The sequence below is a fragment of the Pseudomonas sp. GW821-FHT09C09 genome (genome assembly GCF_059418105.1).
Window position 1 is genome coordinate 1012145 of the sequence record NZ_JBWKPF010000001.1, and the last position, 25407, is coordinate 1037551.

27 protein-coding genes are annotated in these 25407 nt (G+C 60.3%); 18 read left to right on the forward strand and 9 right to left on the reverse strand.

The window, feature by feature from the left end:
• Positions 1-4 precede the first annotated feature (4 nt).
• Positions 5-1843 carry a long-chain-acyl-CoA synthetase gene (locus AC07NR_RS04745; RefSeq protein ID WP_495077916.1) on the reverse strand — a complete coding sequence of 613 codons (1839 nt, stop codon included), beginning with the start codon at positions 1841-1843 and terminating at the stop codon, positions 5-7.
• A gap of 388 nt (positions 1844-2231) precedes the next feature.
• Here AC07NR_RS04745 and AC07NR_RS04750 point away from each other — a divergent pair, with 388 nt between their 5' ends.
• Entirely contained in the window at positions 2232-2510 is a 279-nt protein-coding gene (locus AC07NR_RS04750) for a DUF3509 domain-containing protein (RefSeq protein WP_085710651.1), read from the forward strand.
• A 77-nt stretch (positions 2511-2587) separates the two neighbouring features.
• Here AC07NR_RS04750 and mtnC read toward each other — a convergent pair whose 3' ends face one another.
• The 5 genes from mtnC to aroC all read right to left on the reverse strand — a co-directional run bounded on the left by mtnC (position 2588) and on the right by aroC (position 6805).
• Positions 2588-3271, reverse strand: coding sequence for an acireductone synthase (gene mtnC, locus AC07NR_RS04755; protein WP_423205198.1), 684 nt, complete (start codon positions 3269-3271; stop codon positions 2588-2590).
• 4 nt (positions 3272-3275) lie between these two features.
• Entirely contained in the window at positions 3276-3821 is a 546-nt protein-coding gene (locus tag AC07NR_RS04760) for a 1,2-dihydroxy-3-keto-5-methylthiopentene dioxygenase (RefSeq protein WP_085710649.1), read from the reverse strand.
• Positions 3822-3913: 92 nt separating this feature from the next.
• On the reverse strand, positions 3914-4540 hold the full coding sequence (locus AC07NR_RS04765) for a methylthioribulose 1-phosphate dehydratase (RefSeq protein ID WP_085710648.1): 627 nt from the start codon (positions 4538-4540) through the stop codon (positions 3914-3916).
• A complete protein-coding gene (locus AC07NR_RS04770; RefSeq protein WP_495077917.1) occupies positions 4537-5682 on the reverse strand; it encodes an MFS transporter in 1146 nt (381 codons plus the stop codon). The genes AC07NR_RS04765 and AC07NR_RS04770 overlap by 4 nt, the downstream gene beginning before the upstream one ends.
• 31 nt (positions 5683-5713) lie before the next feature.
• Positions 5714-6805: a chorismate synthase gene (aroC, locus tag AC07NR_RS04775; RefSeq protein ID WP_495077918.1), complete on the reverse strand. Its 1092-nt coding sequence runs from the start codon at positions 6803-6805 to the stop codon at positions 5714-5716.
• Positions 6806-6935: 130 nt separating this feature from the next.
• Here aroC and AC07NR_RS04780 point away from each other — a divergent pair, with 130 nt between their 5' ends.
• Together AC07NR_RS04780 and AC07NR_RS04785 are read left to right on the forward strand one after the other, a co-directional pair.
• Positions 6936-7889: an alpha/beta hydrolase gene (locus AC07NR_RS04780; protein ID WP_495077919.1), complete on the forward strand. Its 954-nt coding sequence runs from the start codon at positions 6936-6938 to the stop codon at positions 7887-7889.
• Between the two features lie 97 nt (positions 7890-7986).
• Positions 7987-8778 carry a hypothetical protein gene (locus tag AC07NR_RS04785; RefSeq protein WP_096822947.1) on the forward strand — a complete coding sequence of 264 codons (792 nt, stop codon included), beginning with the start codon at positions 7987-7989 and terminating at the stop codon, positions 8776-8778.
• Between the two features lie 42 nt (positions 8779-8820).
• On the opposite strand, the gene prmB is transcribed toward AC07NR_RS04785, so the two are convergent.
• On the reverse strand, positions 8821-9729 hold the full coding sequence (gene prmB, locus AC07NR_RS04790; protein ID WP_085710643.1) for a 50S ribosomal protein L3 N(5)-glutamine methyltransferase: 909 nt from the start codon (positions 9727-9729) through the stop codon (positions 8821-8823).
• Positions 9730-9968: 239 nt separating this feature from the next.
• On the opposite strand from prmB, the gene AC07NR_RS04795 reads away from it, so the two are divergent.
• From AC07NR_RS04795 to AC07NR_RS04815, 5 genes are all read left to right on the forward strand, one after another.
• Complete coding sequence (locus tag AC07NR_RS04795; RefSeq protein ID WP_085732351.1) at positions 9969-10559, forward strand: cysteine hydrolase family protein; 591 nt, start codon at positions 9969-9971, stop codon at positions 10557-10559.
• A 131-nt stretch (positions 10560-10690) separates the two neighbouring features.
• Positions 10691-11011 (forward strand): hypothetical protein, encoded by a 321-nt coding sequence (locus tag AC07NR_RS04800; protein ID WP_085710641.1) that lies wholly within the window; start codon positions 10691-10693, stop codon positions 11009-11011.
• A 74-nt stretch (positions 11012-11085) separates the two neighbouring features.
• Positions 11086-11643 (forward strand): Smr/MutS family protein, encoded by a 558-nt coding sequence (locus AC07NR_RS04805; protein ID WP_423205194.1) that lies wholly within the window; start codon positions 11086-11088, stop codon positions 11641-11643.
• Positions 11644-11720: 77 nt separating this feature from the next.
• The gene (folE, locus tag AC07NR_RS04810) at positions 11721-12266 is read left to right on the forward strand and encodes a GTP cyclohydrolase I FolE (RefSeq protein ID WP_003204506.1); all 546 of its coding nucleotides are present in this window, start codon (positions 11721-11723) and stop codon (positions 12264-12266) included.
• A gap of 101 nt (positions 12267-12367) precedes the next feature.
• Complete coding sequence (locus AC07NR_RS04815; RefSeq protein WP_007960011.1) at positions 12368-12739, forward strand: glutathione S-transferase N-terminal domain-containing protein; 372 nt, start codon at positions 12368-12370, stop codon at positions 12737-12739.
• Positions 12740-12771: 32 nt separating this feature from the next.
• Here the strand turns inward: AC07NR_RS04815 and AC07NR_RS04820 are convergent, their stop codons facing one another.
• Complete coding sequence (locus AC07NR_RS04820) at positions 12772-13938, reverse strand: aminotransferase-like domain-containing protein (protein ID WP_495077920.1); 1167 nt, start codon at positions 13936-13938, stop codon at positions 12772-12774.
• Between the two features lie 82 nt (positions 13939-14020).
• Between AC07NR_RS04820 and AC07NR_RS04825 the strand changes: the two genes are divergently transcribed.
• The 4 genes from AC07NR_RS04825 (at position 14021) to AC07NR_RS04840 (ending at position 18462) form a co-directional block, all read left to right on the forward strand.
• Positions 14021-14464: a MarR family winged helix-turn-helix transcriptional regulator gene (locus AC07NR_RS04825; RefSeq protein ID WP_495077921.1), complete on the forward strand. Its 444-nt coding sequence runs from the start codon at positions 14021-14023 to the stop codon at positions 14462-14464.
• 198 nt (positions 14465-14662) lie between these two features.
• Entirely contained in the window at positions 14663-16012 is a 1350-nt protein-coding gene (locus AC07NR_RS04830) for an NCS2 family permease (protein WP_114881997.1), read from the forward strand.
• Positions 16013-16099: 87 nt separating this feature from the next.
• Positions 16100-16729: a LysE family translocator gene (locus AC07NR_RS04835; RefSeq protein WP_134825967.1), complete on the forward strand. Its 630-nt coding sequence runs from the start codon at positions 16100-16102 to the stop codon at positions 16727-16729.
• Between the two features lie 140 nt (positions 16730-16869).
• The gene (locus tag AC07NR_RS04840; protein WP_495077922.1) at positions 16870-18462 is read left to right on the forward strand and encodes a hypothetical protein; all 1593 of its coding nucleotides are present in this window, start codon (positions 16870-16872) and stop codon (positions 18460-18462) included.
• Positions 18463-18569: 107 nt separating this feature from the next.
• Here the strand turns inward: AC07NR_RS04840 and uraH are convergent, their stop codons facing one another.
• Entirely contained in the window at positions 18570-18923 is a 354-nt protein-coding gene (gene uraH / locus AC07NR_RS04845; RefSeq protein WP_011333195.1) for a hydroxyisourate hydrolase, read from the reverse strand.
• A gap of 429 nt (positions 18924-19352) precedes the next feature.
• On the opposite strand from uraH, the gene puuE reads away from it, so the two are divergent.
• The 6 genes from puuE (at position 19353) to AC07NR_RS04875 (ending at position 25358) form a co-directional block, all read left to right on the forward strand.
• A complete protein-coding gene (puuE, locus tag AC07NR_RS04850) occupies positions 19353-20279 on the forward strand; it encodes an allantoinase PuuE (protein WP_007960032.1) in 927 nt (308 codons plus the stop codon).
• Positions 20276-20791 (forward strand): 2-oxo-4-hydroxy-4-carboxy-5-ureidoimidazoline decarboxylase, encoded by a 516-nt coding sequence (gene uraD / locus AC07NR_RS04855; protein WP_085710634.1) that lies wholly within the window; start codon positions 20276-20278, stop codon positions 20789-20791. The genes puuE and uraD overlap by 4 nt, the downstream gene beginning before the upstream one ends.
• An 87-nt stretch (positions 20792-20878) precedes the next feature.
• On the forward strand, positions 20879-21874 hold the full coding sequence (alc, locus tag AC07NR_RS04860) for an allantoicase (protein ID WP_085710633.1): 996 nt from the start codon (positions 20879-20881) through the stop codon (positions 21872-21874).
• Between the two features lie 81 nt (positions 21875-21955).
• Entirely contained in the window at positions 21956-22459 is a 504-nt protein-coding gene (locus AC07NR_RS04865) for an ureidoglycolate lyase (RefSeq protein WP_027613342.1), read from the forward strand.
• 51 nt (positions 22460-22510) lie between these two features.
• Positions 22511-23830, forward strand: a complete 1320-nt coding sequence (locus AC07NR_RS04870) for a urate hydroxylase PuuD (RefSeq protein WP_495077923.1) — start codon at positions 22511-22513, stop codon at positions 23828-23830.
• A 169-nt stretch (positions 23831-23999) separates the two neighbouring features.
• Positions 24000-25358 carry a nucleobase:cation symporter-2 family protein gene (locus AC07NR_RS04875; protein WP_085608811.1) on the forward strand — a complete coding sequence of 453 codons (1359 nt, stop codon included), beginning with the start codon at positions 24000-24002 and terminating at the stop codon, positions 25356-25358.
• Positions 25359-25407: the final 49 nt, after the last annotated feature.

Genomic DNA, 25407 nt, shown 5'->3' on the forward strand with positions numbered 1-25407 from the left:
AATATCAATAACGGAACTTGCCTGCCTGGATGTCCGCCAGGATTTCATCCGTGACTTGCGCGTAGGTTTCGGTGCCCGGCAACCAGGCATAGATCGGGTCATCGCCTGTCTGGCCGGGGTCGAAACCTTCGTTTTTCAGGCGCGTCTTCTGGTATTTGAAGGTGCCGGTGGTTTCCATTTTCACCTTGACCCGCAAAAACAACGGCACCGCATAGGCCGGCATGCGTTGACGGGCGAAGGCCAGCAGCTCGGTGAAGTCCAGGGTCGCCAGAGACTCGGCCGGGGTGATCGCCGCCATGCCGGCGCGACCGTTGGTGTCGGGGATTTCCACGCCATAGGCCACAGCTTCGGAAATGTGCGGATGCTGGAGCAGCAGGTTCTCGACCTCGGTGGTCGAGACGTTCTCGCCCTTCCAGCGGTACGTATCTCCAAGGCGATCGACAAACTGCGCATGGCCGAAACCGATGTTGCGCAGCAGATCACCGGTATTGAAGAAGCGGTCGCCCTTGGCGAATACGTCCTGCAGCACGACTTTCGCGGTTTTCTGCGGGTCGGTGTAGCCGTCCAGCGGCGCCTTGTCGTCGATCCGCGCCAGCAGCAGGCCCCGCTCGCCCCGGCCGACCTTGCGCATGAAGCCGTCGCCACCGCGAATCGGCTCGCCGCTGTCCTGATCGTAGGCGACCAGTTCCCAGGCCATCAGCGAGAAGCCGATGGTGTTGTCGAAATTGAGAATGTTGGTGAAGCCGATGTTGCCGTCGCTGGCCGCATACAGTTCGCAGATGTGATCCACCGCAAACCGGGTCTTGAACTCGGCCCAGGCACCGGGCCGCAAACCGTTGCCGATCATCTTGCGCACGTCATGGCGGCTATCATCGCTGCTGACCGGTTGATCCACCAGATAACGGCACAACTCGCCGACGTAGCCGATGGTAGTGGCGCGGTAGCGACGCACATCGCTCCAGAACTGCCGGGCGCTGAACTTGCGGCGAATCGCGAAACCCGACGCGCCATTGACCGCCGAGCCCCAGCACACGCAAAGCCCGGTGGCGTGATACAGCGGCAAGGTGCAATAGACGATGTCGTCCGGGCGCATGTCGAGGGCGATCATGCCGAAGCTCGCCGAGCTGCGCATCCAGCGGCCGTGCTTGAACACCCCGGCCTTGGGCAAGCCGGTGGTGCCGGAGGTGTAGATGTAGAAGCACGGGTCATCGAAGAAAATCTGTCGGCTGCTGGCCGGGTTGTCGCTCGATGCATCGGCACTGGCGCTGATCAGGTTGGTGTAACCCTCCGGGGCGATGCCCGGATGGCTGAACGTATCCTGATCGGCCACGAACCAGGTACGGGCCGACGCAATCGTCACTTGTTCGCGCACCGCCGCGAAGGCTGGCAGCAGTTCCTCGCCGACGACAATCGCCACCGGCGCCACCAGATTGATGCTGTGAATCAGCGTGTCGCGGGTCTGTGAGGTATTGAGCAGCGCGCTGACGGCGCCGACCTTGGCCAGCGCCAGAATCGTCACCAGCAGTTCCGGACGGTTCTCGATGAACACCGCCACCACATCGCCTTTGCCGATGCCCTGCCCGATCAGATAGTGGGCGATGCGGTTGGCCCACTGGTTGACCTGTGAATAACTCAGCACCACCTCGCCCGACAGCAGCGCGGGGCCGTCCGGATTGCGCAGGGTCGCTTGCTCGAATGTCCAGCCCAGGCCACAGGTTTGGGTCGGATCCTTGACGTTGGCCACCTTCATGCCTTTCACCACCCGAGGGATGGCTTTGGCGATCATCGGCAGTTTGCGGAGCATCATGCCCCAGGTAATCGTGTCGCTAGGCGCGTGACTCATGGCAGCTCCCGTTCGACCTTGACGTGCAGGCCGGATTTTTATTGTCGGGCAATCGAGTGAGGCAACCGGCGCTTCTCGAGCGAGGGTCGAGGCCGAAAATACGTCAGGGCTTCTCGGGCTGTACACGCGGTTTTTGCAATGTTTTGTATCCGCCAGCGCTACAAGGCGAAAGGTGATTGCGGCCGCAGGGAATGGTTCCATCGGATCGACAGCGATCCCGCAAAATGCAGGATGCACGATGGCCATTCATGCAGAATGCACGACGAGCTGAATTTGCATAATTTATAACTTGTTGATTTATAAGGAATTTATAAAAACAAAATACTGGCACAATCGCTGCAACCTCCTCCGCATGCTTGCCATTCAAGTGCATACGGAGCTGAAAGACATGAGCCTGATCCAAGAAAAATTTACCTCCCTGTTCTCCAACTTCGCAGTTACCACCCAACCGCGTCCCGATGGCGGGATCCTGCTGACGCTGAAGAGCGCCGACGGCAAAGTGTTCAAACGTGCCCTCACCTATCAGCAATTGCATGCCGGCGACCAACTGTCGTGGGCGATCAGCGCGATTCGCCGTGACCTGGCGGAACAGGCCAGCGAGCTGCCGCAGATCGGCATGCTGCAAAGCCAGCAGCGTTTTGCCCTGCCGACTTATCACTCGATGTAATACGAACACCCCATAAACAAACAGGCCGTGGAGCTTTCGCTTCACGGCCTGTTTTTTTTGCGCGTCGATGGGTGGAATCAGAACGCTTCCGGTTCGATCCCGGTAAAGCTGTCGACGGTCACATGCCCTTCCAGCTCACCGCCCTCGCGGGCCAGACCGCAGGTTTGCAGGCCGGCGGTCTGAGCGGCGTCGAGTTCTTGCACGATGTCGGACAGGAACAGGATTTCCTGCGGCTCGACCCCGATGGCCTGCTGAATATTGCTGTAGGACTGCGCTTCGCGCTTGGGGCCCGACGTGGTGTCGAAGTAACCGCTGAACAGCGGCGTCAGATCCCCGGCTTCCGAGCAGCCGAAGATCAGCTTCTGGGCCTGGATCGAGCCGGACGAGTAAACAAACAGTTGATACCCGGCCTGATGCCAGTGCTGGAGCGCTTCGACAGCGTCCGGATAAACATGGCCTTTCAACTGCCCGGCCTGATATCCCTGTTCCCAGACCATGCCCTGCAACGCTTTCAGCGGCGTGGCTTTGCGGTCTTCGGCGATCCAGGCCAGCAAAATTTCCACGACCCGTTCAACGTCGGCCTGCGGTTCGTTGCTGTCGCGACGCACGGCGTCCAGTTGCTCGGCGACATCGGCGCGCGTGGCGTTCTGGCGAACGAAGTCTGGCAGGTGTTTCGCCGCATACGGGAACAGCACGTCAAACACAAAACTCACCGCGCTGGTGGTGCCTTCGATATCGGTGAGGATGACCTTGATCGACATCGGCTCAGTCCTCCAGACGCGGGAAGCGACCGGCAATGTCTTCGCCGGTGAAATTGGCAACCCAGCCTTCAGGGTTGTTGAACAGGCGGATTGCGACAAAGTGCGGGTTCTCGCCCATGTCGAACCAGTGTTTAGTGCCCGCCGGCACCGAAATCAGGTCGTTCTTCTCGCACAGCACGGCGTAGACGTAATCGTCGATGTGCAGGGTAAACAGGCCACGGCCGGCAACGAAAAAGCGTACTTCGTCTTCACCATGGCGATGTTCTTCGAGGAACTTGGCACGCAGCTCGGCTTTTTGCGGGTGATCGCTGTTGAGGCTGACCACATCGACGGTGATGTAACCGCGCTCGGTCATCAGTTTGTCGATCTGTTCTTTATAGGCGCCGATCACTTCTTCCTGGCTGGCACCGGGCTGGATCTTCGCGGCGGCTTGCCAGCGGTCGAAGCGCACGCCCTGCTCGGCCAGGGTCGAGGCGATGTCTTCGAAATGGGTCAGCACCTTGTTCGGAATTTCAGGGCTGGAAACGTGATAGACGGACAGGCTGCTCATGGGGCAATTCCTCGGTATCGGCCTTGCCGTCCGGTTCTTCGAGACCGGTCGGGCACTGCATTCATCAGGCAAATGGGCTGGTTCTGGTGAAGTCAGCCTTGGCGGTTCATGACGCTGCGGGTCTTCAACTCGCATTCAAACAGGAATTCAAAGGCTTCGATCTGGCGCAACGCGTCACTCATCTGTGCGCCCCAGGTGTAGAGGCCGTGGCCGCGAATCAGATAACCAACGCAATCGGGATGGGCGTCGAGCCAAGGCTGCACCTTGGCGGCGAGGCGTGCAATGTCCTGATCGTTGTCGAAGATCGGCACACGCACCCGGGATTCGTGGGTCGAAATGCCGCTGAAGGCTTTTTGCAATTCGTAGTCTTCGAACTCGATGAAGTCTTCCGGCGTCAGGCGCGACAGCACCGTGGCGTTCACCGAGTGGGTGTGCAGCACGGCGCCGATCTCCGGGCGCCAGCTATAAAGCTGGGTGTGCAGCAGGGTTTCGGCGGACGGCTTTTTGCCCGGTTCCAGGCTGTTGCCGGACAAGTCGGTGGCAAGCACGTCGTCCAGACCCAACTGGCCCTTGTGCTTGCCGGACACGGTCAGCAGCGCTTCGCTCGGCGACAGGCGCGTCGAATAGTTGCTGCTGGTGGCCGGCGACCAGCCGCGACCGTAAAGAAAACGCCCGGCGTCGACGATTTGCTGGGCAAGCTGTTCACGCGTAAGGCTCATGGCCTGTCCTCTTGCATACGTGTGGCAATGATAACGGCAGCAGCGAGCGCCGCGAGACTGGCAATACTAAAGGTCAATGTCGCGCCAAGGGCATTCCAGCTGTAGCCGGAATACAACGCGCCCAGCGCACCGCCGGTGCCGGCCAGTGCCGCGTACAACGCCTGGCCCTGCCCTTGCTGACGGGCGCCGAAGCTACGTTGCACGAACGCGATGGCAGATGCATGAAAGCTGCCGAATGTCGCGGCGTGCAGCACCTGGGCAAACAGCAGCACCCAGAGGAATTCGGCGAACGAACCTAGCAGCAACCAGCGCAACGCCGCCAGCAGAAAACTCGCCATCAGCACGCGGCGCAGGGAAAACCGCGCAAGGATCCGGCTCATGGCAATGAACATCAGCACTTCCGCCACCACGCCAACGGCCCAGAGCATGCCGATCACGCCACGGCTGTAACCCAGTCGTTCGAGGTGCAAGGTCAGAAAGGTGTAATACGGCCCGTGGCTCATCTGCATCAGCGCCACGCAACCGTAGAACGCCAGCACTCCGGGACTGCGCAACTGCTTGAGAAACCCCTCCCCCGTCGGCCGGTTGCCCTGCGGCGGCTGCGCGTTCGGCACCCACAAACTGCTGAGCACGATTCCGGCCATGATCAACACCAGCGCCGCCGGGTAGATGTCGAGGCTCAGCCATTCGAACAATCGCCCGAGCGCGACCACGGTGATGATGAAACCGATGGAGCCCCATAGGCGGATCTGGCTGTAACGGGAGGTCTGGCCCTGCAAATGTGCAAGCGTGATGACTTCGAACTGCGGCAACACCGCGTGCCAGAAGAACGCATGCAGCGCCATGACCATCGCCAGCCAGGCGTAAGTCTTGCTGACGAAAATCAACGAGAAGGTCAGCAGCGTGCACACCGCGCCGAAGCGCACGATGGCCAGGCGTTTGCCGGTGTAGTCACCAAGCCAGCCCCAGATGTTCGGCGCCACGCAGCGCATCAGCATCGGAATCGCCACCAGCTCGCCGATGCGCGCGGCGCTGAATCCAAGGTGATCGAAGTACAGCGCCAGAAACGGCGCCGTCGAACCGAGCAAGGCGAAATAGAACAGATAGAAACTGGACAGCCGCCAGTACGGGAGCGCCGCCACGGTCAGACCGCAGCGGCTGTGAGTTGACCCATCAGAGCTGGCCCAGAACCGGGGTCTTCACGCGCACATCGGCGTTCTGGCCACGGTGACGCAGCAGGTGATCCATCAGCACGATGGCCATCATCGCCTCGGCAATCGGCGTGGCGCGGATGCCGACGCACGGATCGTGACGGCCCTTGGTGATCACTTCGACCGGGTTGCCGTCGATGTCGATCGAACGGCCCGGGGTGGTGATGCTCGAGGTCGGTTTCAGCGCCAGATGGGCGACGATCGGCTGACCGGACGAGATGCCGCCGAGGATGCCGCCGGCGTTGTTGCTGAGGAAACCTTCCGGGGTCATTTCATCGCGGTGTTCGGTGCCACGCTGGGCGACCGAAGCGAAACCGGCGCCGATTTCCACACCTTTGACCGCGTTGATGCTCATCAGCGCGTGGGCCAGTTCGGCGTCGAGACGGTCGAAGATCGGCTCGCCCAGGCCCGGCATCACGCCTTCGGCAACCACGGTGATCTTGGCCCCGACCGAGTCCTGATCGCGACGCAACTGGTCCATGTAGGCTTCCAGCTCCGGAACCTTGTCCGGGTCCGGGCTGAAGAAGGCATTCTGCTCCACCGATTCCCAGGTCTTGAACGGGATTTCGATCGGGCCGAGCTGGCTCATGTAGCCGCGAATGACGATGCCCTGGGTCGCCAGGTATTTCTTGGCAATCGCACCGGCGGCCACGCGCATGGCGGTTTCCCGCGCCGAGCTGCGGCCGCCGCCGCGGTAATCGCGCTCGCCGTATTTGTGGTGGTAGGTGTAGTCGGCGTGGGCCGGACGGAACAGATCCTTGATCGCCGAGTAGTCCTTGGACTTCTGGTCGGTGTTGCGGATCAGCAGGCCGATGGAGCAGCCGGTGGTGCGGCCCTCGAACACGCCGGAGAGGATTTCGACTTCGTCCGCTTCCTGGCGCTGGGTGGTGTGGCGGCTGGTGCCCGGCTTGCGGCGATCGAGGTCGCGTTGCAGGTCCTCAAGGGAAATCTCCAGGCCCGGCGGGCAGCCGTCGACAATGGCGACCAACGCCGGACCATGGCTTTCGCCCGCGGTGGTGACAGTGAACAACTTGCCGTAGGTATTGCCGGACATGCAGGACGCTCCGTGAAATCAAACCCAAATTCATGATGCGCGCCAGTATACGCAGGCTAACCGAGTAGTTCATCCTCGAACCTTGGCGGTGTTGGTGAGTCCAACCGGCACCTTTGCAAATGATGGCGTGATGATGCTGCGAGTTTTGATCTTGAGCCTTACCCTGTTTACTGGCTTCGTCCAGGCAACTGTCCTGCAACGTCCGGTGACTCTGGACACCGGCAGCGGCGAACTTTTCGGCTCGCTGTTGCTGCCAAAGTCTGACAATCCGGTGCCGGTTGTCCTCATTCTTTCTGGCTCGGGTCCTACGGATCGTGACGGAAACAACCCCGATGGCGGGCGCAACGACAGCCTCAAGCGACTGGCCTGGGTGCTGGCCAAGCACAATATCGCCAGCGTGCGTTTCGACAAGCGCGGGGTGGCCGCGAGCCTGGCCGCGACGCCGGATGAGCGCAATTTGTCGGTGGACGCCTACGTGGCGGACGCCGTGGCCTGGGGCCAGAAGCTCAAGGCTGACCCGCGTTTCGGCCCGTTGATCCTGTTGGGTCACAGCGAGGGCGCACTGATTGCCAGCCTGGCCGCACCGCAAGTCGACGCCGCGGCGGTCATTTCGCTGTCCGGCACAGCCCGGCCAATCGATCAGGTGTTGCGCCGACAACTGGCGCGCAGCCTTCCACCGCCACTGATGCAGCGCAGCAATGAGCTGCTCGACCGCCTCAAGGCCGGGCACACCGACGACAATGTTCCACCGCCGTTGCAGGCAATTTTCCGCCCTAGCGTGCAGCCGTATCTGATTTCGCTGTTCCGGCAGGATCCGTCCGCTGCCTTCGCCCAACTGAAAATGCCGGCCCTGATCGTCCAGGGCAGCAACGACATTCAGGTGCAGGTCGATGACGCCAACCTGCTCAAGGCGGCAAAACCCGACGCGACCCTGGCATTGATCGAAGGCATGAACCACGTGATGCGCATCGTGCCCAACGACGTGAAGCGGCAAATGGCCTCCTACAAGGACCCGAATTTGCCTCTGGCAGCCGAGCTGGGGACCCGAATCCTCGAATTTATTGACGGACTTCGCACCCGTTAAGGTCTTTTCACCCTCCAGTCCTGAAAAAAACGGCCGATAAGCCTTTGTCGCCAGCGTACTGGCTGGCGGCAAGCAGCTTGGACAGGATCTCGCCGTTATGACTGATACCCAGACTTCACCCGACACCACCGCTGAAAAAGACGCACCGCCAGCGGTCGAGCTGCCATGGGCGGATGTCCACGTCGAGCACCACAAGATGCTCCGCCTGGCGCCGCTGCAGACCGACCGCAACACCGGCGGGCGGCCGTTGCGCTTCGTCGAATTCGGTTACGCCGAGCGCAACAGCAAAGAACACAGCCTGATGCGCATGTCGATCAAACTACCCGCGCAGCGTGTGCGCAAAGAGCAGAACCAGCTCGACGTGTGGGTCGACCACAAGACCAAACGCGTGCACTTCGGCCCCGACAGCGGCTTGCAGATCGAACCGCTGAACCGTGGCATCGGCCGCTTCATGGCTGCCCAAGGCATCAACTGGGCGAAAAAGCGCTGGCCCACCTACACCGTCGACGGCATGGACTTGAACAACAAGGACGCGCTGAACGAAGACACACGCCTGCGCCGCGATCACTTTCTGCGCGTGCATGGCTTTGATGTGGTGTACGCCGACGCCCAGCATTTGAAGGGTAGCGTCAAGGAAGTCCAGGTCGGTGACTTGCTGGGCGACTGGAACAGCGAAAAGCTGCAGATCGTCGAGATTCTCGAAGCCGCGCAGATGTTGCAGCAGGCCGAGCAGAACCTGGCCGAGCAGGAAGTGAAGCTGAAGAAGCAGGAAGACAAGGTCAGCAAGTTCAAGCGTGAAGACGCGGGTTTGCGCTTCACCATTACGTGTCTGGTGGCATTTGCGGTATTCCAGGCCGGTTTGTTGATCTGGATTGCCACGCACCGCTAAGCCAATGATCGTTCCCACCGAGGTGGGAACGATCGGTTCAGGTCAGACGCGGGAAGCGAACAGGGCCTGATGATCGCGGCACTGTTCAGCGGTCAGCATGAACACGCCATGCCCGCCGCGCTGGAATTCCAGCCAGGCGAAATCGACTTCCGGGTACAGCGCTTCGACGTGTACCTGGCTGTTGCCCACCTCGACGATCAGCAAACCTTTCTCGGTCAGATGATCCGCCGCTTCGGCGAGCATCCGGCGCACCAGATTCAAACCATCATCGCCGCAGGCCAAGCCCAGTTCCGGCTCGTGCTGGTATTCGTCGGGCATGTCGGCGAAATCTTCCGCATCGACGTAGGGTGGGTTCGATACGATCAGGTCGAAACGTTGACCCGGCAGACCATCAAAACCATCGCCCTGCACGGTGAACACGCGCTCATCGACGCCATGGCGCTCGATGTTCTGGTTCGCCACTTCCAGCGCTTCGAACGACAGGTCCGCCAGCACCACTTCGGCATTCTGGAACTCGTAGGCGCAGGCGATACCGATGCAACCGGAGCCGGTGCACAGGTCGAGAATCCGCGCCGGTTCGTCGCCGATCCACGGTGCAAAACGGTTTTCGATCAACTCGCCAATCGGCGAACGCGGGATGAGTACGCGCTCATCGACGATGAACGACATGCCGCAGAACCATGCCTCACCCAACAGGTAAGCGGTCGGAATGCGTTCTTCGATGCGGCGCTTGAGCAGGCGTTGCAGATTGACCAGCTCGTCGTCTTCCAGCGCGCAGTCCAGATAGCTGTCGGCGATTTCCCATGGCAGGTGCAAGGCACCGAGCACGAGTTGCCGGGCTTCGTCCCAGGCATTGTCGGTGCCATGGCCGAAAAACAGATCCTCCCCATGGAAGCGGCTGACGGCCCAACGGATGTGGTCGCGCAGGGTACGAAGTCGGGAAGTGATCACGGGGCAGAACTCCAGAAAAAACGACTGGCGATTCTACCAGCCAAAACGCGCCACGACGACGCAGGAAAAATCCCGGGCCGACGGTAGGAGTGTTCCGAATTCCTTATCGGCTATTGAACAGAACGTGTAACTTGACGAGGCTGCAGGCCAGTAACGACGGTGCCTACGATGGTAGCGATTCACAGAACCGCTCAGCCAGAGGACAATGTCGCAAAAGCCCCACCCCAAGGAGCCCCAGAATGTCCGTTCCAAAAACGATGTTTCAACTCAGCGGTCGCGGTTACGCAGCGGCCACGTTGAGCCATGCCACCGTGGTCATCATCGATGCCCAGAAAGAGTACCTCAGCGGCCCGCTGGCCCTGAGCGGCATGGACGCGGCTGTCGCGAACATCAAACAACTGGTTGCCGCCGCCCGCGCAGCCGGCCGTCCGATCGTGCACGTACGCCACCTCGGCACCGTCGGCGGTCTGTTCGACCCGCAAGGCGAACGCGGCGAATTCATCCCCGGCCTGGAACCCCAGGGCGATGAAACCATTATTGGCAAACTGCTGCCGAGCGCTTTCCACGGCACCGAACTCTACGATCGTCTGCAAACCCTCGGTTCGCTCGACCTGATCGTCTGCGGTTTCATGAGCCACTCCAGCGTCAGCACCACCGTGCGCGCCGCGAAAAACCTGGGTTTCCGTTGCACCCTGGTCGAGGACGCCTGCGCCACCCGCGATCTGCCGTTCAAGGGTCGCGTGCTCAGTGCCGAACAGGTTCAGGAGGCGGAAATGGCGATCATGGCCGACAACTTCGCCACCCTCGCGCTGACCAATGACCTGATCTGATCGACCGCCAATGAGCGGCTCAGCCCGCCGCTCATCCGCAAAAGCCTCGCATTTGCTTCAATTACCCTAGCCTCAGGAACAACCCGGTCAACTCCCGGTCGAAGGGCCGATACCCATTGAGGAAGGTCGGAATGAAGTTATCCGATGGATTTGACGCACGCCGCTTGCGGCCCAAAGGCCAAAGCAACTGGCGTTTTCGATTCGGCGCAGCGATCGCCGCCATTCTGGCGACGTTCGGTGTGCTGTTGGCGATGGCCGGGGCTGCCAGCCTGATCGGGCATCCGCCGGCACTCGGCGACTTGAATGCGACGCCGACGGGCTCGGCGATCATTCTGGCCGTCGGCCTGTTGTTCCTGTATTTCGGCGTGGCCCTGTGGCGTCGTTGCCGGCGGCGCGCACGGCAATCGCGGGAGCTGAACATGTCCCCGCACCTGATGAAAAAACACGACTGAATCGACGGCCTGGCTTTTTGCCGGGCCGTTTTGTGTCTGTTTGGGTAAACTGGCCGCCCTTCGCGGAGGCTGATATGCAAGACGACGATTTTTCCCTGTTCAAAAGTGCGATCCAAGGCGTCAAGCCGATCAAGCACGACCGCGCCGACACCGGCAAACCCAAGACTGACCGCGCGCAAATCGCCAAGCTGCGCCAGTCCGCGACCATCCGCACCGAAACCACTACCGTTGACGGCCTGTCCGACCAGTTCGTGATCGACGTCGGGCCGGAAGACGAGCTGATGTGGGCCCGCGACGGCGTGCAGGAAAGCCAGATGCGCAAGCTCAAGATCGGGCAGATCCCGTTCGAAGGCAGCCTCGACCTGCACGGCATGAGCGTCGAAAAGGCCCGGGAAACCCTCTGGGCGTTTCTGGCCGAAGCGACCAAGTTCGAAATCCGCTGCGTGCGCGTCACCCACGGCAAGGCTGTGCGACTCGACGGCAAACGACCGATGATCAAGAGCCATGTCAACACCTGGCTGCGCCAGCATGCGCAAGTGCTCGGTTTCTGCTCGTGCCAGGCCAGACACGGCGGTGCCGGCGCGGTTTACGTGATGCTCAAACGCACCATGATGGAAGGCCGCGACGAATAATCCCGTCACACCGAACTTGCAGGGTCGTGTCCGCCACCGTACCCTTGCCCTTTGCGAAAATCCCCACAGGTAGTTTCATGTCCCTGGAACAGAATTACACCGCGATTCTCGGCCAACTGGGCGAGGACGTGTCCCGCGAGGGCCTGCTCGACACGCCAAAGCGTGCCGCCAAAGCCATGCAGTACCTCTGCCGCGGTTATGAACAGACGCTCGAAGAGGTCACCAACGGTGCCCTGTTCAGCTCCGACAACAGCGAAATGGTGCTGGTCAAGGACATCGAGCTCTACTCGTTGTGCGAACACCACCTGCTGCCGTTCATCGGCAAGGCCCACGTCGCGTATATCCCGAGCGGCAAAGTGCTGGGCCTGTCGAAGGTCGCGCGGATCGTCGACATGTACGCCCGCCGCCTGCAGATCCAGGAAAACCTCAGCCGCCAGATCGCCGATGCGGTCCAGCAGGTCACCGGCGCGCTGGGCGTAGCCGTGGTGATCGAGGCCAAGCACATGTGCATGATGATGCGCGGTGTGGAGAAACAGAATTCGTCGATGATCACTTCGGTGATGCTCGGTGAGTTCCGTGAAAACGCGGCGACCCGCAGCGAGTTTCTCAGCCTGATCAAGTAATTGATGGCAAAAAAAACCGGCGTTGATCGCCGGTTTTTTTTCGTCCGTGAAAAATCGGGTAAGCTGCGCGCCTTCTTCAATGTCCCTGTGAGGCTTGTAACGTGTTCGTCAAAGCGCTTCGTGTCGGCCTCGGCCAACTGATCATCTTCGTTGACTTCCTGACCCGCCCGGGCAAGAAACAGCGCCCCGCCGCTGCCCAGGCTCAGGTTGACGCCGCCGCCAAGGACCTGACCCTGTATCAGTTCCACGCATGCCCGTTCTGCGTGAAGACCCGCCGCAGCCTGCGTCGCCTCAACGTTCCGGTGGCCCTGAAGGATGCGAAGAACAACGAGCAGGATCGCCAGACCCTGCTGGAACAGGGCGGCAAGATCAAGGTGCCGTGCCTGCGCATCGAAGAGAACGGCCAGACCACCTGGATGTATGAGTCCAACACGATCATCGAATACCTGAACAAGCGGTTCGCCGCCGTCTGAATCAAAAAAAACCGGCCTGATGGCCGGTTTTTTCATGCAGCCTGCGCGGCCTGTGCCTGGCGCACCACCGCTGCCAGACGCTTGAGCCCTTCGTCCAGGCGGGCCGGGTCAATGTGACTGAAGTTCAGGCGCAGATGGCCGGGGTTGCGATCCGGCTCGGGGAAGAACGGCTCGCCCGGCATGAACGCCACATCGTTGGCCAGCGCGGTATTGAGCAAGGTGCGCGTGTCCAACGGCTGTTTAAGGGTCAGCCAGAAAAACAGCCCGCCCTGCGGCGTGTTCCAGTCCGCCAGATCGGCGAAGTGAGTTTCCAGCGCCGCTTGAAATGCGTCACGGCGCTGACGGTAGAAGCCACGCAGTTCACTCAAGTGCTGCTGATATTTCTCACTGCCGATCCACTGCAACGCCTGCCATTGGCCGATACGGTTGGTGTGCAGATCCGCCGACTGCTTGAGTTTGAGCAAATGCGGGAACAGATCCGGGCTCGCGATCAGGTAGCCGACGCGCAAACCCGGCAACAGGGTTTTCGATACGGTGCCGGTGTAGATCCAGCTGGATTTCTTCAGGCGTCCGGCGATTGGTCGGGCGCTACCGCCGTCGAAGGTCAGTTCGCGGTAAGGCTCGTCTTCGATCAGGGTCACGCCGAACTCGTCAAGCAGCGCCGCAACAGCTTCACGCTTGGCTTCGCTGTAACGAACGGCAGACGGGTTCTGGAAGGTCGGGATCAGGTAGATGAACGCTGGATGATGTTGCTCCAGGCGTTGACGCAACTGCGCCAGGTTTGGGCCGTCAGCCTCCAGTGGCACAGTCAGGCAATCGGCGCCGAACAGCTGGAAAATCTGCAACGCTGCCAGATAGGTCGGTGCTTCGAGCAGGATTTCGGTGCCCTTGTCGATGTACAGCTTGGCCGCCAGATCGAGTGTTTGCTGGGAACCACTGACCACCAGCACCTGACTCGCCTCACACGGCAAACCCAGCGCCCTCGCCTCTGCCGCCAGGGCTTCGCGCAATGCAGGCTCACCTTCGCTCATGCCGTACTGGCCGAGAGTCAGCGGCATGTCGGCCCACTCGACCTTCGGCAACATGGCTTCAGCCGGCAGACCGCCAGCGAAAGACATGACTTCCGGGCGCTGGGCCGCAGCAAGGATTTCACGGATCAGAGAACTTTTGAGACGCGACACACGTTCGGAAAAAGCCATGGAAGTCACCGCTAGCGAGGCATGGGAAAAATGAGTCAAACTTGTTGACTGAAATTACGTCACCCTCACTGGAAGCGTCAATATGCTTGACCTTAAAAACTGCGCCAGCCAACAACAAGCCATGGAAGCGTTCTTCTTCGGTTACCAGGCGTTTACCGCCAAGGCTGACGAAATGCTTGAGCGCCGCGGCCTGTCCCGAGTGCATCAACGCATCGTGTTTTTCATCGCCCGTTATCCGAATTTGAGCGTCAAGGAGTTGCTCGCGCTGCTCGGTGTGAGCAAACAGGCGTTGAACATGCCGTTGCGTCAGCTGCAGGAAATGCACCTGGTGGACAGCGTGGCGTCGGAAGACGACAAACGTAAACGGCTTCTGACGTTGACCGTCGAAGGCGCGAAGTTTGAACAGGCATTGCGCCGCGAGCAGGTGAAATTACTGGAGCGGGTGTTTGCCGAAGCGGGAGAAACGGCGGTCAACGGCTGGCTCGCGGTGAATATGGCGCTGGGGAAAAACCGCTCGGCCGAGTGATATAGCGCGATCCTCAAAACTTTCGTCAACAAAACCAAAAACATTATTTGCTTTATTTGTATACAAAAGCATAATCCACTGCGTGCGAGTTCCTGACCGCATGGTCAACAAATTCGCGTATGCCTCAAAGGGCCGCTGCCACCCCCTCATAGGGTCCGGCCCTGGAAATAACAATAAAACTCTTGAGGAGTACTCGCTGTGGAAAGCCGCAAATCCGAAGCATCGACGCTGGAACTCTCGCCGCCGTTACGCAATGGCCTGCTGGAACGCCTCTTTAAACTCAGCTTGCATGGCACCACGGTGAAGACCGAGCTGATCGCCGGTCTGACAACCTTCATCACCATGGCCTACATCATTTTCGTCAACCCGAACATCATGGCCGATGCCGGGATCGATCACGGTGCGGCCTTCGTCGCCACCTGCATCGCCGCCGCACTGGGCTGCCTGCTGATGGGCCTGTACGCCAACTGGCCGGTGGGCCTGGCGCCGGGCATGGGCCTCAACGCATTCTTCACCTACACCGTGGTCGGCACCATGGGCTACAACTGGGAAACCGCCCTCGGTGCGGTGTTCGTCTCGGGCGTGCTGTTCATGATCCTGACCTTTTCGCGGATCCGAGAATGGCTGCTCAACAGCATCCCGGTCAGCCTGCGCTTTGCGATGGGTGCCGGTGTGGGTCTGTTCCTCGGGCTGATCGGCCTGAAAACCGCCGGTATCGTCGTCGACAGCCCGGCCACGCTGATCAAGCTCGGCTCGCTGCGTGAACCGGGCCCGCTGCTCGCCGCCATCTGCTTCCTGATGATCGCGATCCTCAGCTACCACAGGGTATTTGGCGCAATCCTCATCAGCATCATCACAGTGACCCTGGCAGGCTGGGGCCTGGGCATCGTGCACTACTCGGGCATCATGTCGACTCCTCCAAGCCTGGCGCCGACCTTCATGGCCATGAACGTCGCCGGCGTGTTCAACGTCAGCATGATCAGCGTCGTGCTGGCCTTCCTTTTCGTGCACATGTTCGACACCGCCGGCACCCTGATGGGCGTTGCCCAGCGCGCCAATCTGGTGGGCGCTGACGGCCGCATCGAAAACCTCTCCCGCGCCATGAAAGCCGACTCCGCCTCCAGCGTATTCGGTGCAGTGGTCGGCGTACCGCCGGTCACCAGCTACGTGGAAAGTGCCGCCGGTGTAGCCGCTGGTGGTCGGACTGGTCTTACCGCAGTGACCGTTGGTGTGCTATTTATAGCCGCGATGTTCTTTGCCCCGCTGGCCGGCATGATTCCCGCCTATGCCACTGCAGGCGCGCTGATTTATGTAGCGATGCTGATGATGGGCGGCATGGCGCACATCGAATGGGACGAAGCGACCGACAGCATTCCGGCCATCGTCACCGCGATCATGATGCCACTGACCTTCTCGGTCGCCGACGGTATCGCGCTGGGCTTCATTACCTATGTCGCGCTGAAGGCCGGCACCGGTAAGTACAAAGAGATTTCGGTCAGCCTGTGGGTGCTCTGCGCGATCTTCATCGCCAAGTTCATCTTTCTGTAAGCGACACGCGGTTCGAGCGTCAAAACAGCCTCACCCTTGCGGGTGGGGCTTTTGCACATTCTTGATAACGATAAAAAGGAGAAAGTGATGAGTCTGGAAACCTGGCTGCTGTTCAGCGGCGCTGCGCTGGTGGTGATCCTGATTCCGGGGCCACTGTCGTTGCTGATGATCAGCAACAGTCTGAATTACGGTCTGCGTCGTTCTTACCCGGCGTTTCTGGGTGGTGTCAGTGCGTCGATCTGCCTGCTCAGCGCTTCGGCACTGGGGCTGGGCGCCCTGCTGCTGGCGTCGGAAAAACTCTTCAGCGCGCTGAAGATCGTCGGTGCAATTTACCTGTTCTACCTCGCCTGGCAGAGCTGGCAGCAATCGCGTCAGCCATCGGTTGGCGCAGAAGTGCCGCAGGCGGCACCGGTTCCACGCTTTCGTGCACTCTTCGGACGTGCATTCATGCTGGGCGCCAGCAATCCGAAAGATATCCTGTTCTTCGCCGCGTTTCTGCCGCAATTCCTCAGCGCCGAACAGCCGTTTCTGCCACAACTGCTGGTGATGATCGCGACCTGGACCGTGCTTGATCTGCTGTGCAAATTGACCTACGGCCTCGGCGCCCACGGTGCCGCGCGCTACTTGCGCAGCGGCAAGGGCCAGAGCTGGTTCAACCGCATCAGTGCCGGACTGTTTGGCGGCGCAGGCGCAGCCTCATTGTTGAGCAGTCACTGAGGCCATCGAGAGCGGGCAACACCCGGCAATATTTCGCCTGGCGCATAGATATATGTACCGCACCTCGCAGCGTTGATTCACCGAACATCCAGCCTCTTCTGGCCAGATCAACGTGAATCGACCTTGCGAGTGAAATACCCATGAGCCCCAAACGCCCAATAAAACCCGGTGCATCGACCACCTCCCCCGAAACGCCTTTCACCCTTCCCGACGTCGGGCCTCCGGCACTCCACAGATTGCCGCTGAACATCGCGCCCCACGGCGAAGACCGAGTATCTGTCGATCACCTGAGGACGTCGGATCAATCAAGCGCCTCCCGGCATGCACCTCTGGAGATCGTCGACCTTCCGGCCGAGACCCATATCACCCCTGTCGTAATCCATGCGCCGATCGAGCACTTTTTCCTTGCACCCAATCAGCTATCCAGACTTCCGGAGCCGAATGCGCTTTCCGGCATTCGGGAACTCGGGACGCAGAGACACTTCGTGGATCTTCAGGAAGGGGGAACCGTGTTGCTGGGCATTGATTCGGAAAACCATTTCCGGGCCAGATTGAACAGCGACTACAGACCTTCCGGTCCGCGACTCGAACGGGTGGAAGGTACCCTCACCTGGCGCGTGAAACCCAGCGACGAGAGTGCCGGCGGCGGCGATTCCAGATTGACGCTCAAGCGCCTGCGAAACCCGGATGATGATCCGCAAGACGTTGTCGCGCCCAAACGCTCTTCCACCGCGACGGGTGAGGAATGGTCCGACCCGTGGAAGAAATGGGATGCGCCACCCCAGCAGGCATCCATCGGCAGCATTGAAGTCGATGGCATCCGGTTTCTGCTTGTGCCGCGCGGTACCGACCCGGATCACCCGATCGTCTACATCAAGAATCCGGAACACTGGGTGTATGACTTCGACTACATGGAACGCATCCTCGGCACTGACCTGATGCAGCAACCCAGAGGTGCGATCCGTGTTCCGCCTGCCAATCAGTGGGAGATCGATCCAAACCTGCCCTTTCAACACCCGCTGAAGCAGTACATCGCGACTTATTTTCCACTGTTGTCGGAGACCTCGGTGAACAAGGTGGCCAGACATCAATTCGCACTGGCCAACGATGGGGATATTGCAACCGGCGTGGGTCTGACTCGCCTCAGGCAAACGTTCAACGATTGGAAAAGTGGCAACAGCGCGCCTCGACCTCAGTTGGCCGATCCGTTGCTGATGCTCCCGACTCTCCCGACGTCCAGCAGCGGTCCGGGACTCGCCCGGACCCTGAACCTGCCAGCCCTGACCCCGGAAGGCCCCCTTGAACGACTGGACTTCGACCTGACGAAGCAGGAATGGGACTATTTCAAAACGACACAGACCGGCCTCGAACTCAAACGGCTCATGGCAGACATTCTGAAACGTCAGGGCTATGACGTTTTCACGCCCACGCCTTCGAATGCCTTTCCGGCCCTGGTGTTTCGTCGGAAGAATCATCCCTTGGTCTTTTTCATCAGCCTGCATCGCGTCAGGGGCAAGAAAATTCATCAACCTTTGAATTCCGGCCCCGATGCTGCCGACGCCCGGTTGAACACCCAGGTCGGGTACCCGGCATTGCAGGAAATCCTCCAGGCGCACGCCGAAAAAAGGCTTGCGTGGCTCAAGGGTGGATCTCAGATTCATGCTTCGCAACCGGACAGCATTTTCATCGTCAGGGATGATGAGTCGAGGCTCGGAACGCTTGCGAACCTGTGATCCGGAACGCTTTTGACGAGGCGAAAAAAAGCCCGCAGTGTGAGCGGGCGAAAGACCAAAGAAGCTATATGCGCAGTCGCTTCCCGGCAGGGGCAGCTGCTTGGGGGTCAGCTGCCCCGGTACGTGGAATAGCTGTAAGGCGAGATCAGCAACGGTACGTGGTAGTGATCCTGTTCGGCAGAAATGCCGAACCGCAGCACCACCACGTCCAGGAATGCCGGCTCAGGCAACTGGACGCCACGGGCGCGGTAGTAATCGCCAGCGTGGAACTGAACCTGATAGACACCGGTACGGTAGTCATCGCCTTGCAGCAGCGGCGCATCGACCCGGCCATCGCTGTTGGTAAGCGCACTGGCGACCAATTCCAGGTGCGAACCTTCAACGCGGTACAGCTCGACCTTGATCGAGCTGCCCGGGCAACCGTGTGCAGCGTCCAAAACGTGTGTTGTCAAACGTCCCATTGATTCTGCGCGCCTGCCTGCGTGGAGCAGTCAGACTTCGCGCCTCCCGAAGTCAGTTGAAAGGAGACCGCACCGTTTCGGAGCACGAAAAGCTGCGGCGAGCGACTGATTAAGACACTTTTCAAAAAAATTGTACACAATAAAAACGACATTTTTCCGCTCACCTCCGCCATCCCGCGATTTCCCGGGGATCTGCCCGAGAAGCAAGCATTCATTGAACCCCTGAACCATTAGCTGACTGGTCAGGCAGGTTTCTTGCAGGTTCACGCCGTTAACAGCAAAAGATGACAGCCGGTGAAAAATGCGAAAATTCAGGCTTACAAATTGAGAATAAAGTTGTATACAATCAGCCCATCGCTGTGACGCCAGCCTGCCATCCGACCTCCAGGGCGCCACACAATCTGTCAACGAATAAGAAGGAAGACTGCAGTGAGCGCTGACTACCCACGCGACCTGATCGGTTACGGCAGTAACCCTCCTCACCCACACTGGCCGGGCAATGCCCGCATCGCCCTGTCGTTCGTGCTCAATTACGAAGAAGGCGGCGAGCGCAACATCCTGCACGGCGACAAAGAGTCGGAAGCCTTCCTCTCGGAAATGGTTGCCGCTCAACCGCTGCAAGGCGCGCGCAACATGAGCATGGAATCGCTTTACGAGTATGGCAGCCGTGCCGGCGTCTGGCGGATCCTGAAACTGTTCAAGGAATTCGACATTCCGCTGACCATCTTTGCCGTGGCCATGGCCGCCCAGCGTCACCCGGACGTGATCCGCGCGATGGTCGAAGCCGGTCACGAGATCTGCAGCCACGGCTACCGCTGGATCGACTATCAGTACATGGACGAAGCCCAGGAACGCGAGCACATGCTCGAGGCGATCCGCATCCTCACCGAACTCACCGGCGAACGCCCGCTGGGCTGGTACACCGGTCGCACCGGCCCGAACACCCGTCGTCTGGTAATGGAAGAAGGCGGTTTCCTTTACGACTGCGATACCTATGACGACGACCTGCCCTACTGGGAACCGAATAACCCGACCGGCAAGCCGCACCTGGTGATCCCGTACACCCTGGACACCAACGACATGCGCTTCACCCAGGTCCAGGGTTTCAACAAGGGTGACGATTTCTTCGAATACCTCAAAGACGCGTTCGACGTGCTCTACGCCGAAGGCGCCGAAGCACCGAAGATGCTGTCGATCGGCCTGCACTGCCGTCTGGTGGGCCGTCCGGCGCGTCTGGCTTCGCTCAAGCGCTTTATCGAATACGCTAAAAGTCATGAACAGGTGTGGTTCAGCCGTCGCGTCGACATCGCCCGTCACTGGCACGAAACCCACCCGTACCAAGGGGCTGCCAAATGAGCACCTTTCAAACCCTGAAACCGTCGACCCTGAGCCGCGACGCCTTCGTCAAAGCCTTCGCCGACATCTACGAACATTCGCCATGGGTGGCCGAGAAGGCCTTCGACCTGGGCCAGGACGCCTCGATCGACCAGATCGAAACCCTGCACCAGCGCATGAGCGACATCCTGTTGAGCGCCGATCACGCCAGTCAGCTGGCACTGATCAACGCTCACCCGGACCTGGCCGGCAAAGCCGCTGTCCAGGGCCAACTGACCGAGGCCAGCACCAATGAACAGGCTGGCGCCGGTATTCACCAATGCACGGCCGAAGAGTTTTCTCGCTTCACCGAGCTGAACGACGCCTACAAGGCCAAGTTCAAGTTTCCCTTCATCATGGCGGTAAAAGGCAGCAACCGGCATCAGATCCTCGCGGCGTTCGAAACGCGCATTCACAACCCGGTCGACACCGAGTTCAAATGTGCGCTGGCGGAGATCAACAAGATTGCCCTGTTCCGTTTACTGACTCTCTAGCAAGCCTGGCCCGAGCGTGTCAGACGCGGAGAACGCCCAGGGCCTCGCAAGCATCCCAAGCCACTTATTTAAAGGCAGACAAGAAGAATGAAAGCTTACGCCGTACCTTTCGAGAAGTTCGTCAACCTGGCCGATGCCCGTCTGGGCACCAAAATCATCTCGGTCACCGATGACTGGTTCGCAGACGCCAATCGTCTGTTTCAGCCGACCCCGGCCGTGTGGAAGGAGGGCGTGTTCGACGACAACGGCAAGTGGATGGACGGCTGGGAATCGCGCCGCAAGCGCTTCGAAGGCTACGACAGCGCGGTAATCCGCCTGGGCGTACCGGGTTCGATCAAAGGCGTGGACATCGACACTTCATTCTTCACCGGCAACTTCCCGCCATCGGCCTCGCTGGAAGCGTGCTTCCTGGCCTCGGGCGAGCCGGACGAAAACACCCAGTGGACCGAAGTGCTGTCGGCCGTCGAGCTGCAAGGCAACAGCCACCACTACCACGAAATCAGCAACGACAAGGCATTCAGCCACCTGCGCTTCAACATCTACCCGGATGGCGGCGTGGCCCGTCTGCGCGTGTACGGCATTCCGTTCCGCGACTGGTCGGCAGTTGGCGACAACGAGCAAGTCGACCTGGCTGCAGCCCTCAACGGTGGCCGCGCCCTCGCCTGCTCCGACGAACACTTCGGCCGTATGAGCAACATCCTCAACCCGGGCCGTGGCATCAACATGGGCGACGGCTGGGAAACCGCACGTCGTCGCACGCCAGGCAATGACTGGGTGATCGTCGCACTGGGCCACCCGGGCGAGATCGAGAAAATCGTCGTCGACACCCTGCACTTCAAGGGCAACTACCCGGACAGCTGCTCGATCCAGGGCGCGTTCGTAAAAGGCGGCACCGACAGCCAGATCGAAACCCAGTCGCTGTTCTGGCGCGAACTGCTGCCGAGCCAGAAGCTGGAAATGCACGCCGAACACACCTTCGTCGAGCAGATCAAGGCACTGGGCCCGATCACCCACATCCGTCTGAACGTATTCCCGGACGGTGGTGTGAGCCGCCTGCGCCTGTTCGGCAAGGTCGCCAAGTAAGCGTTGAATCCTGTAAGGGGGGAGCTTGCTCCCTCCTTACACAAAGCAGAACCAACAACACAGAATTCGGAAAAGAACAGCATGCGCACATTGACGATTGAACCGCTGACCAAAGAAGCCTTCGCCCCGTTCGGTGACGTGATCGAAACCGACGGCAGCGATCACTTCATGATCAACAACGGTTCGACCATGCGCTTCCACAAACTGGCGACGGTCGAAACCGCTACGCCCGAGGACAACGCGATCATCAGCATCTTCCGCGCCGACGCGCAGGACATGCCGCTGACCGTAAGCATGCTGGAACGCCATCCGCTGGGCAGCCAGGCTTTCATTCCGCTGCTCGGCAACCCCTTTCTGATCGTGGTCGCGCCACTTGGCGATGTACCTGTATCAGGCTTGGTCCGCGCCTTCGTCACCAACGGCAGGCAGGGCATCAATTACCATCGCGGCGTCTGGCACCACCCGGTGCTGACGATCGAAAAGCGGGATGACTTCCTGGTGGTTGATCGCAGTGGCACAGGCAATAACTGCGATGAGCATTTTTTCAAAGAGGATGAGCGTTTGATCCTCGCCCCCCACCAATAAGAGAAGGTCCGATCACTCGACAACAAGAGTGACGGGCGAGAGGTAAAGACTGTGGAAGCACATCTGTTGGAATGGCTGAACCTGAGCGTGCGCTGGGTTCACATGATCACTGGCGTGGCCTGGATCGGCGCGTCGTTCTACTTCGTCTGGCTGGAGAACAACCTCAACCGCGTCAACCCGAAAACCGGTCTTGCCGGTGATCTGTGGGCGATCCACGGCGGCGGTATCTATCACCTGGAAAAATACAAACTGGCCCCTCCGTCGATGCCGGAGAACCTGCACTGGTTCAAATGGGAAGCCTATTTCACCTGGATGTCGGGGATAGCGCTGCTGTGCGTGGTGTTCTACTCCAACCCCGTGCTCTACCTCGTGGCACCCGGCAGCGGCCTGACCGGCCCTGAAGGTGTGGCCATCGGCATCGGTTCGCTGATCGCCGGCTGGTTCATCTACGACTTCCTCTGCGATTCGCCCCTCGGCAAGAAACCTGCTCTGCTTGGCTTTATCCTGTTCGTGCTGATCATCGGCGCGGCGTTTGGCTTCAGCAAGGTGTTCAGCGGTCGTGGTGCGTACCTGCACGTCGGCGCGATCATCGGCACCATCATGGTCGGCAACGTGTTCCGCATCATCATGCCGGCACAGCGCGCACTGGTGGCCGCGATCGCCGAGAACCGCACGCCGGATCCGGCGCTGCCGGCCAAAGGCCTGCTGCGTTCGCGTCACAACAACTACTTCACCCTGCCGGTGCTGTTCATCATGATCAGCAACCACTTCCCGAGCACTTATGGCAGCCAGTACAACTGGCTGATCCTGGCCGGGATCGCAGTGTTGGCGGTGTTGGTGCGTCACTACTTCAACACCCGTCACGACAGCCACAAGTTTGCCTGGACCCTGCCGGTGGCAGCGGTAGGCATGATCACCCTGGCCTACGTCACCGGCCCTGCGCCGATGCCGACCGCGCCAGACGTGGCCAAGGCTCCTGCGAAAATCGAGTACCAGCCGCTGCCGGAAACGGCCCTGGGTGGTGGCGCGAAACCGGCTGAAGCGGCACAACCAGCTGCTGCTGCACCTGCTGCACCGGCCGCCGCTCCGGCTCAGGCGTCCAACGCCGGCCCAGCGTTCGACAAGGTGCACAACGTGATCCAGGAACGCTGCGCGGTCTGCCATTCGGCCAAACCGACCAGCCCGCTGTTCAGCGCTGCCCCGGCCGGTGTGATGTTCGACACCCCCGAGCAGATCCGCCAGAACGCGGCGCGGATCCAGGCGCAAGCCATCACCACGCAGATCATGCCACTGGGCAACATCACACAGATGACCCAGCAGGAACGTGACCTGATCGGTGCATGGATCGCCCAGGGAGCCCAGACCAACTAAGCAGTAAAAGCATCGCTGGCAAGCCAGCTCCCACAGGGTTTTGCACTGCCTGTGTGGGAGCTGGCTTGCCAGCGAATTGCCGCAACGCGGTTTACCTGATGCAAAGAAACAGCTGTGAGCAACCCGGCAGCTGTTCAATCACAAGAATAAAAAAGATCCGAGGTGTTGCATGTCCGAGCTGTCCAAAGCGCGCATCCCCGACGCACCCGCCATTCAGCGTTTGCCCCTTTTGCAACTGATCCTGGTCGGTTTGCAACATGTTCTGCTGATGTACGGCGGCGCCATCGCGGTACCGCTGATCATCGGACAGGCCGCTGGCCTGAGTCGTGAAGAAATCGCCTTCCTGATCAACGCCGACCTGCTGGTCGCCGGCATCGCCACCATCGTGCAATCCCTGGGGATAGGCCCGATGGGCATTCGCATGCCGGTGATGATGGGCGCCAGTTTCGCCGCCGTCGGCAGCATGGTCGCCATGGCCGGCATGCCCGGCATCGGTCTGCAAGGGATCTTCGGCGCGACCATTGCCGCCGGGTTCTTCGGCATGATCATCGCGCCGTTCATGTCCAAGGTCGTACGTTTCTTCCCGCCGCTGGTGACCGGCACGGTCATCACCTCGATCGGTCTGTCGCTGTTCCCCGTGGCCGTGAACTGGGCCGGTGGCGGCGCTGGCGCCGCTCAATTCGGTTCACCGATTTATCTGGCCATCGCCGCTTTGGTGCTGGCGACCATTCTGCTGATCCACCGCTTCATGCGCGGTTTCTGGGTCAACATTTCCGTGCTGATCGGCATGTGCCTGGGCTACGTGCTCTGCGGCGCCATCGGCATGGTCGACCTGAGCGGCATGGCCAACGCGCCATGGGTTCAGTTCGTCACCCCGCTGCATTTCGGCATGCCGAAGTTCGAACTGGCGCCGATCCTGTCGATGTGTCTGGTGGTGGTGATCATCTTTGTCGAGTCCACCGGGATGTTCCTCGCGCTGGGCAAGATCACCGGTCAGGAAGTCTGCCCGCGCATGCTGCGTCGCGGCTTGCTGTGTGATGCCGGCGCATCGTTCGTTGCCGGTTTCTTCAACACCTTCACCCACTCCTCCTTCGCGCAGAACATCGGTCTGGTGCAGATGACCGGCGTGCGCTGCCGCTCGGTGACCATCGTTGCCGGCGGTCTGTTGATCGTCCTCAGCCTGCTGCCGAAAGCGGCGTTCCTGGTGGCGTCGATTCCACCGGCAGTACTCGGTGGTGCGGCGATTGCGATGTTCGGCATGGTGGCGGCCACCGGTATCAAGATCCTGCAGGAAGCCGACATCGGTGACCGACGCAATCAATTGCTGGTGGCGGTAAGCATCGGCATGGGCCTGATTCCGGTGGTACGTCCGGAATTCTTCGCCCACCTGCCATTGTGGATGAGCCCGATCACCCACAGCGGGATCGCCATGGCCACCCTCAGCGCGCTGACGCTGAACCTGTTGTTCAACATCCTGGGCGGCGCCGAGCGCGCGGCCATCAACGACTGTCACGCACACCCGCACTGATCCGAAGAGTAAAAAAGGGGGCTCGCCAACGCCTGCCCCCTCGCGACAG

What these genes read in the sequence shown, in the direction of transcription:
- AC07NR_RS04745 (WP_495077916.1), bottom strand. Translation starts at nt 1,843, where the DNA reads ATGAGTCACGCGCCTAGCGACACGATTACCTGGGGCATGATGCTCCGC.
- AC07NR_RS04750 (WP_085710651.1), top strand. Translation starts at nt 2,232, where the DNA reads ATGAGCCTGATCCAAGAAAAATTTACCTCCCTGTTCTCCAACTTCGCA.
- mtnC (WP_423205198.1), bottom strand. Translation starts at nt 3,271, where the DNA reads ATGTCGATCAAGGTCATCCTCACCGATATCGAAGGCACCACCAGCGCG.
- AC07NR_RS04760 (WP_085710649.1), bottom strand. Translation starts at nt 3,821, where the DNA reads ATGAGCAGCCTGTCCGTCTATCACGTTTCCAGCCCTGAAATTCCGAAC.
- AC07NR_RS04765 (WP_085710648.1), bottom strand. Translation starts at nt 4,540, where the DNA reads ATGAGCCTTACGCGTGAACAGCTTGCCCAGCAAATCGTCGACGCCGGG.
- aroC (WP_495077918.1), bottom strand. Translation starts at nt 6,805, where the DNA reads ATGTCCGGCAATACCTACGGCAAGTTGTTCACTGTCACCACCGCGGGC.
- AC07NR_RS04780 (WP_495077919.1), top strand. Translation starts at nt 6,936, where the DNA reads ATGATGCTGCGAGTTTTGATCTTGAGCCTTACCCTGTTTACTGGCTTC.
- AC07NR_RS04785 (WP_096822947.1), top strand. Translation starts at nt 7,987, where the DNA reads ATGACTGATACCCAGACTTCACCCGACACCACCGCTGAAAAAGACGCA.
- AC07NR_RS04795 (WP_085732351.1), top strand. Translation starts at nt 9,969, where the DNA reads ATGTCCGTTCCAAAAACGATGTTTCAACTCAGCGGTCGCGGTTACGCA.
- AC07NR_RS04800 (WP_085710641.1), top strand. Translation starts at nt 10,691, where the DNA reads ATGAAGTTATCCGATGGATTTGACGCACGCCGCTTGCGGCCCAAAGGC.
- AC07NR_RS04805 (WP_423205194.1), top strand. Translation starts at nt 11,086, where the DNA reads ATGCAAGACGACGATTTTTCCCTGTTCAAAAGTGCGATCCAAGGCGTC.
- folE (WP_003204506.1), top strand. Translation starts at nt 11,721, where the DNA reads ATGTCCCTGGAACAGAATTACACCGCGATTCTCGGCCAACTGGGCGAG.
- AC07NR_RS04820 (WP_495077920.1), bottom strand. Translation starts at nt 13,938, where the DNA reads ATGGCTTTTTCCGAACGTGTGTCGCGTCTCAAAAGTTCTCTGATCCGT.
- AC07NR_RS04825 (WP_495077921.1), top strand. Translation starts at nt 14,021, where the DNA reads ATGCTTGACCTTAAAAACTGCGCCAGCCAACAACAAGCCATGGAAGCG.
- AC07NR_RS04835 (WP_134825967.1), top strand. Translation starts at nt 16,100, where the DNA reads ATGAGTCTGGAAACCTGGCTGCTGTTCAGCGGCGCTGCGCTGGTGGTG.
- AC07NR_RS04840 (WP_495077922.1), top strand. Translation starts at nt 16,870, where the DNA reads ATGAGCCCCAAACGCCCAATAAAACCCGGTGCATCGACCACCTCCCCC.
- uraH (WP_011333195.1), bottom strand. Translation starts at nt 18,923, where the DNA reads ATGGGACGTTTGACAACACACGTTTTGGACGCTGCACACGGTTGCCCG.
- uraD (WP_085710634.1), top strand. Translation starts at nt 20,276, where the DNA reads ATGAGCACCTTTCAAACCCTGAAACCGTCGACCCTGAGCCGCGACGCC.
- alc (WP_085710633.1), top strand. Translation starts at nt 20,879, where the DNA reads ATGAAAGCTTACGCCGTACCTTTCGAGAAGTTCGTCAACCTGGCCGAT.
- AC07NR_RS04865 (WP_027613342.1), top strand. Translation starts at nt 21,956, where the DNA reads ATGCGCACATTGACGATTGAACCGCTGACCAAAGAAGCCTTCGCCCCG.
- AC07NR_RS04875 (WP_085608811.1), top strand. Translation starts at nt 24,000, where the DNA reads ATGTCCGAGCTGTCCAAAGCGCGCATCCCCGACGCACCCGCCATTCAG.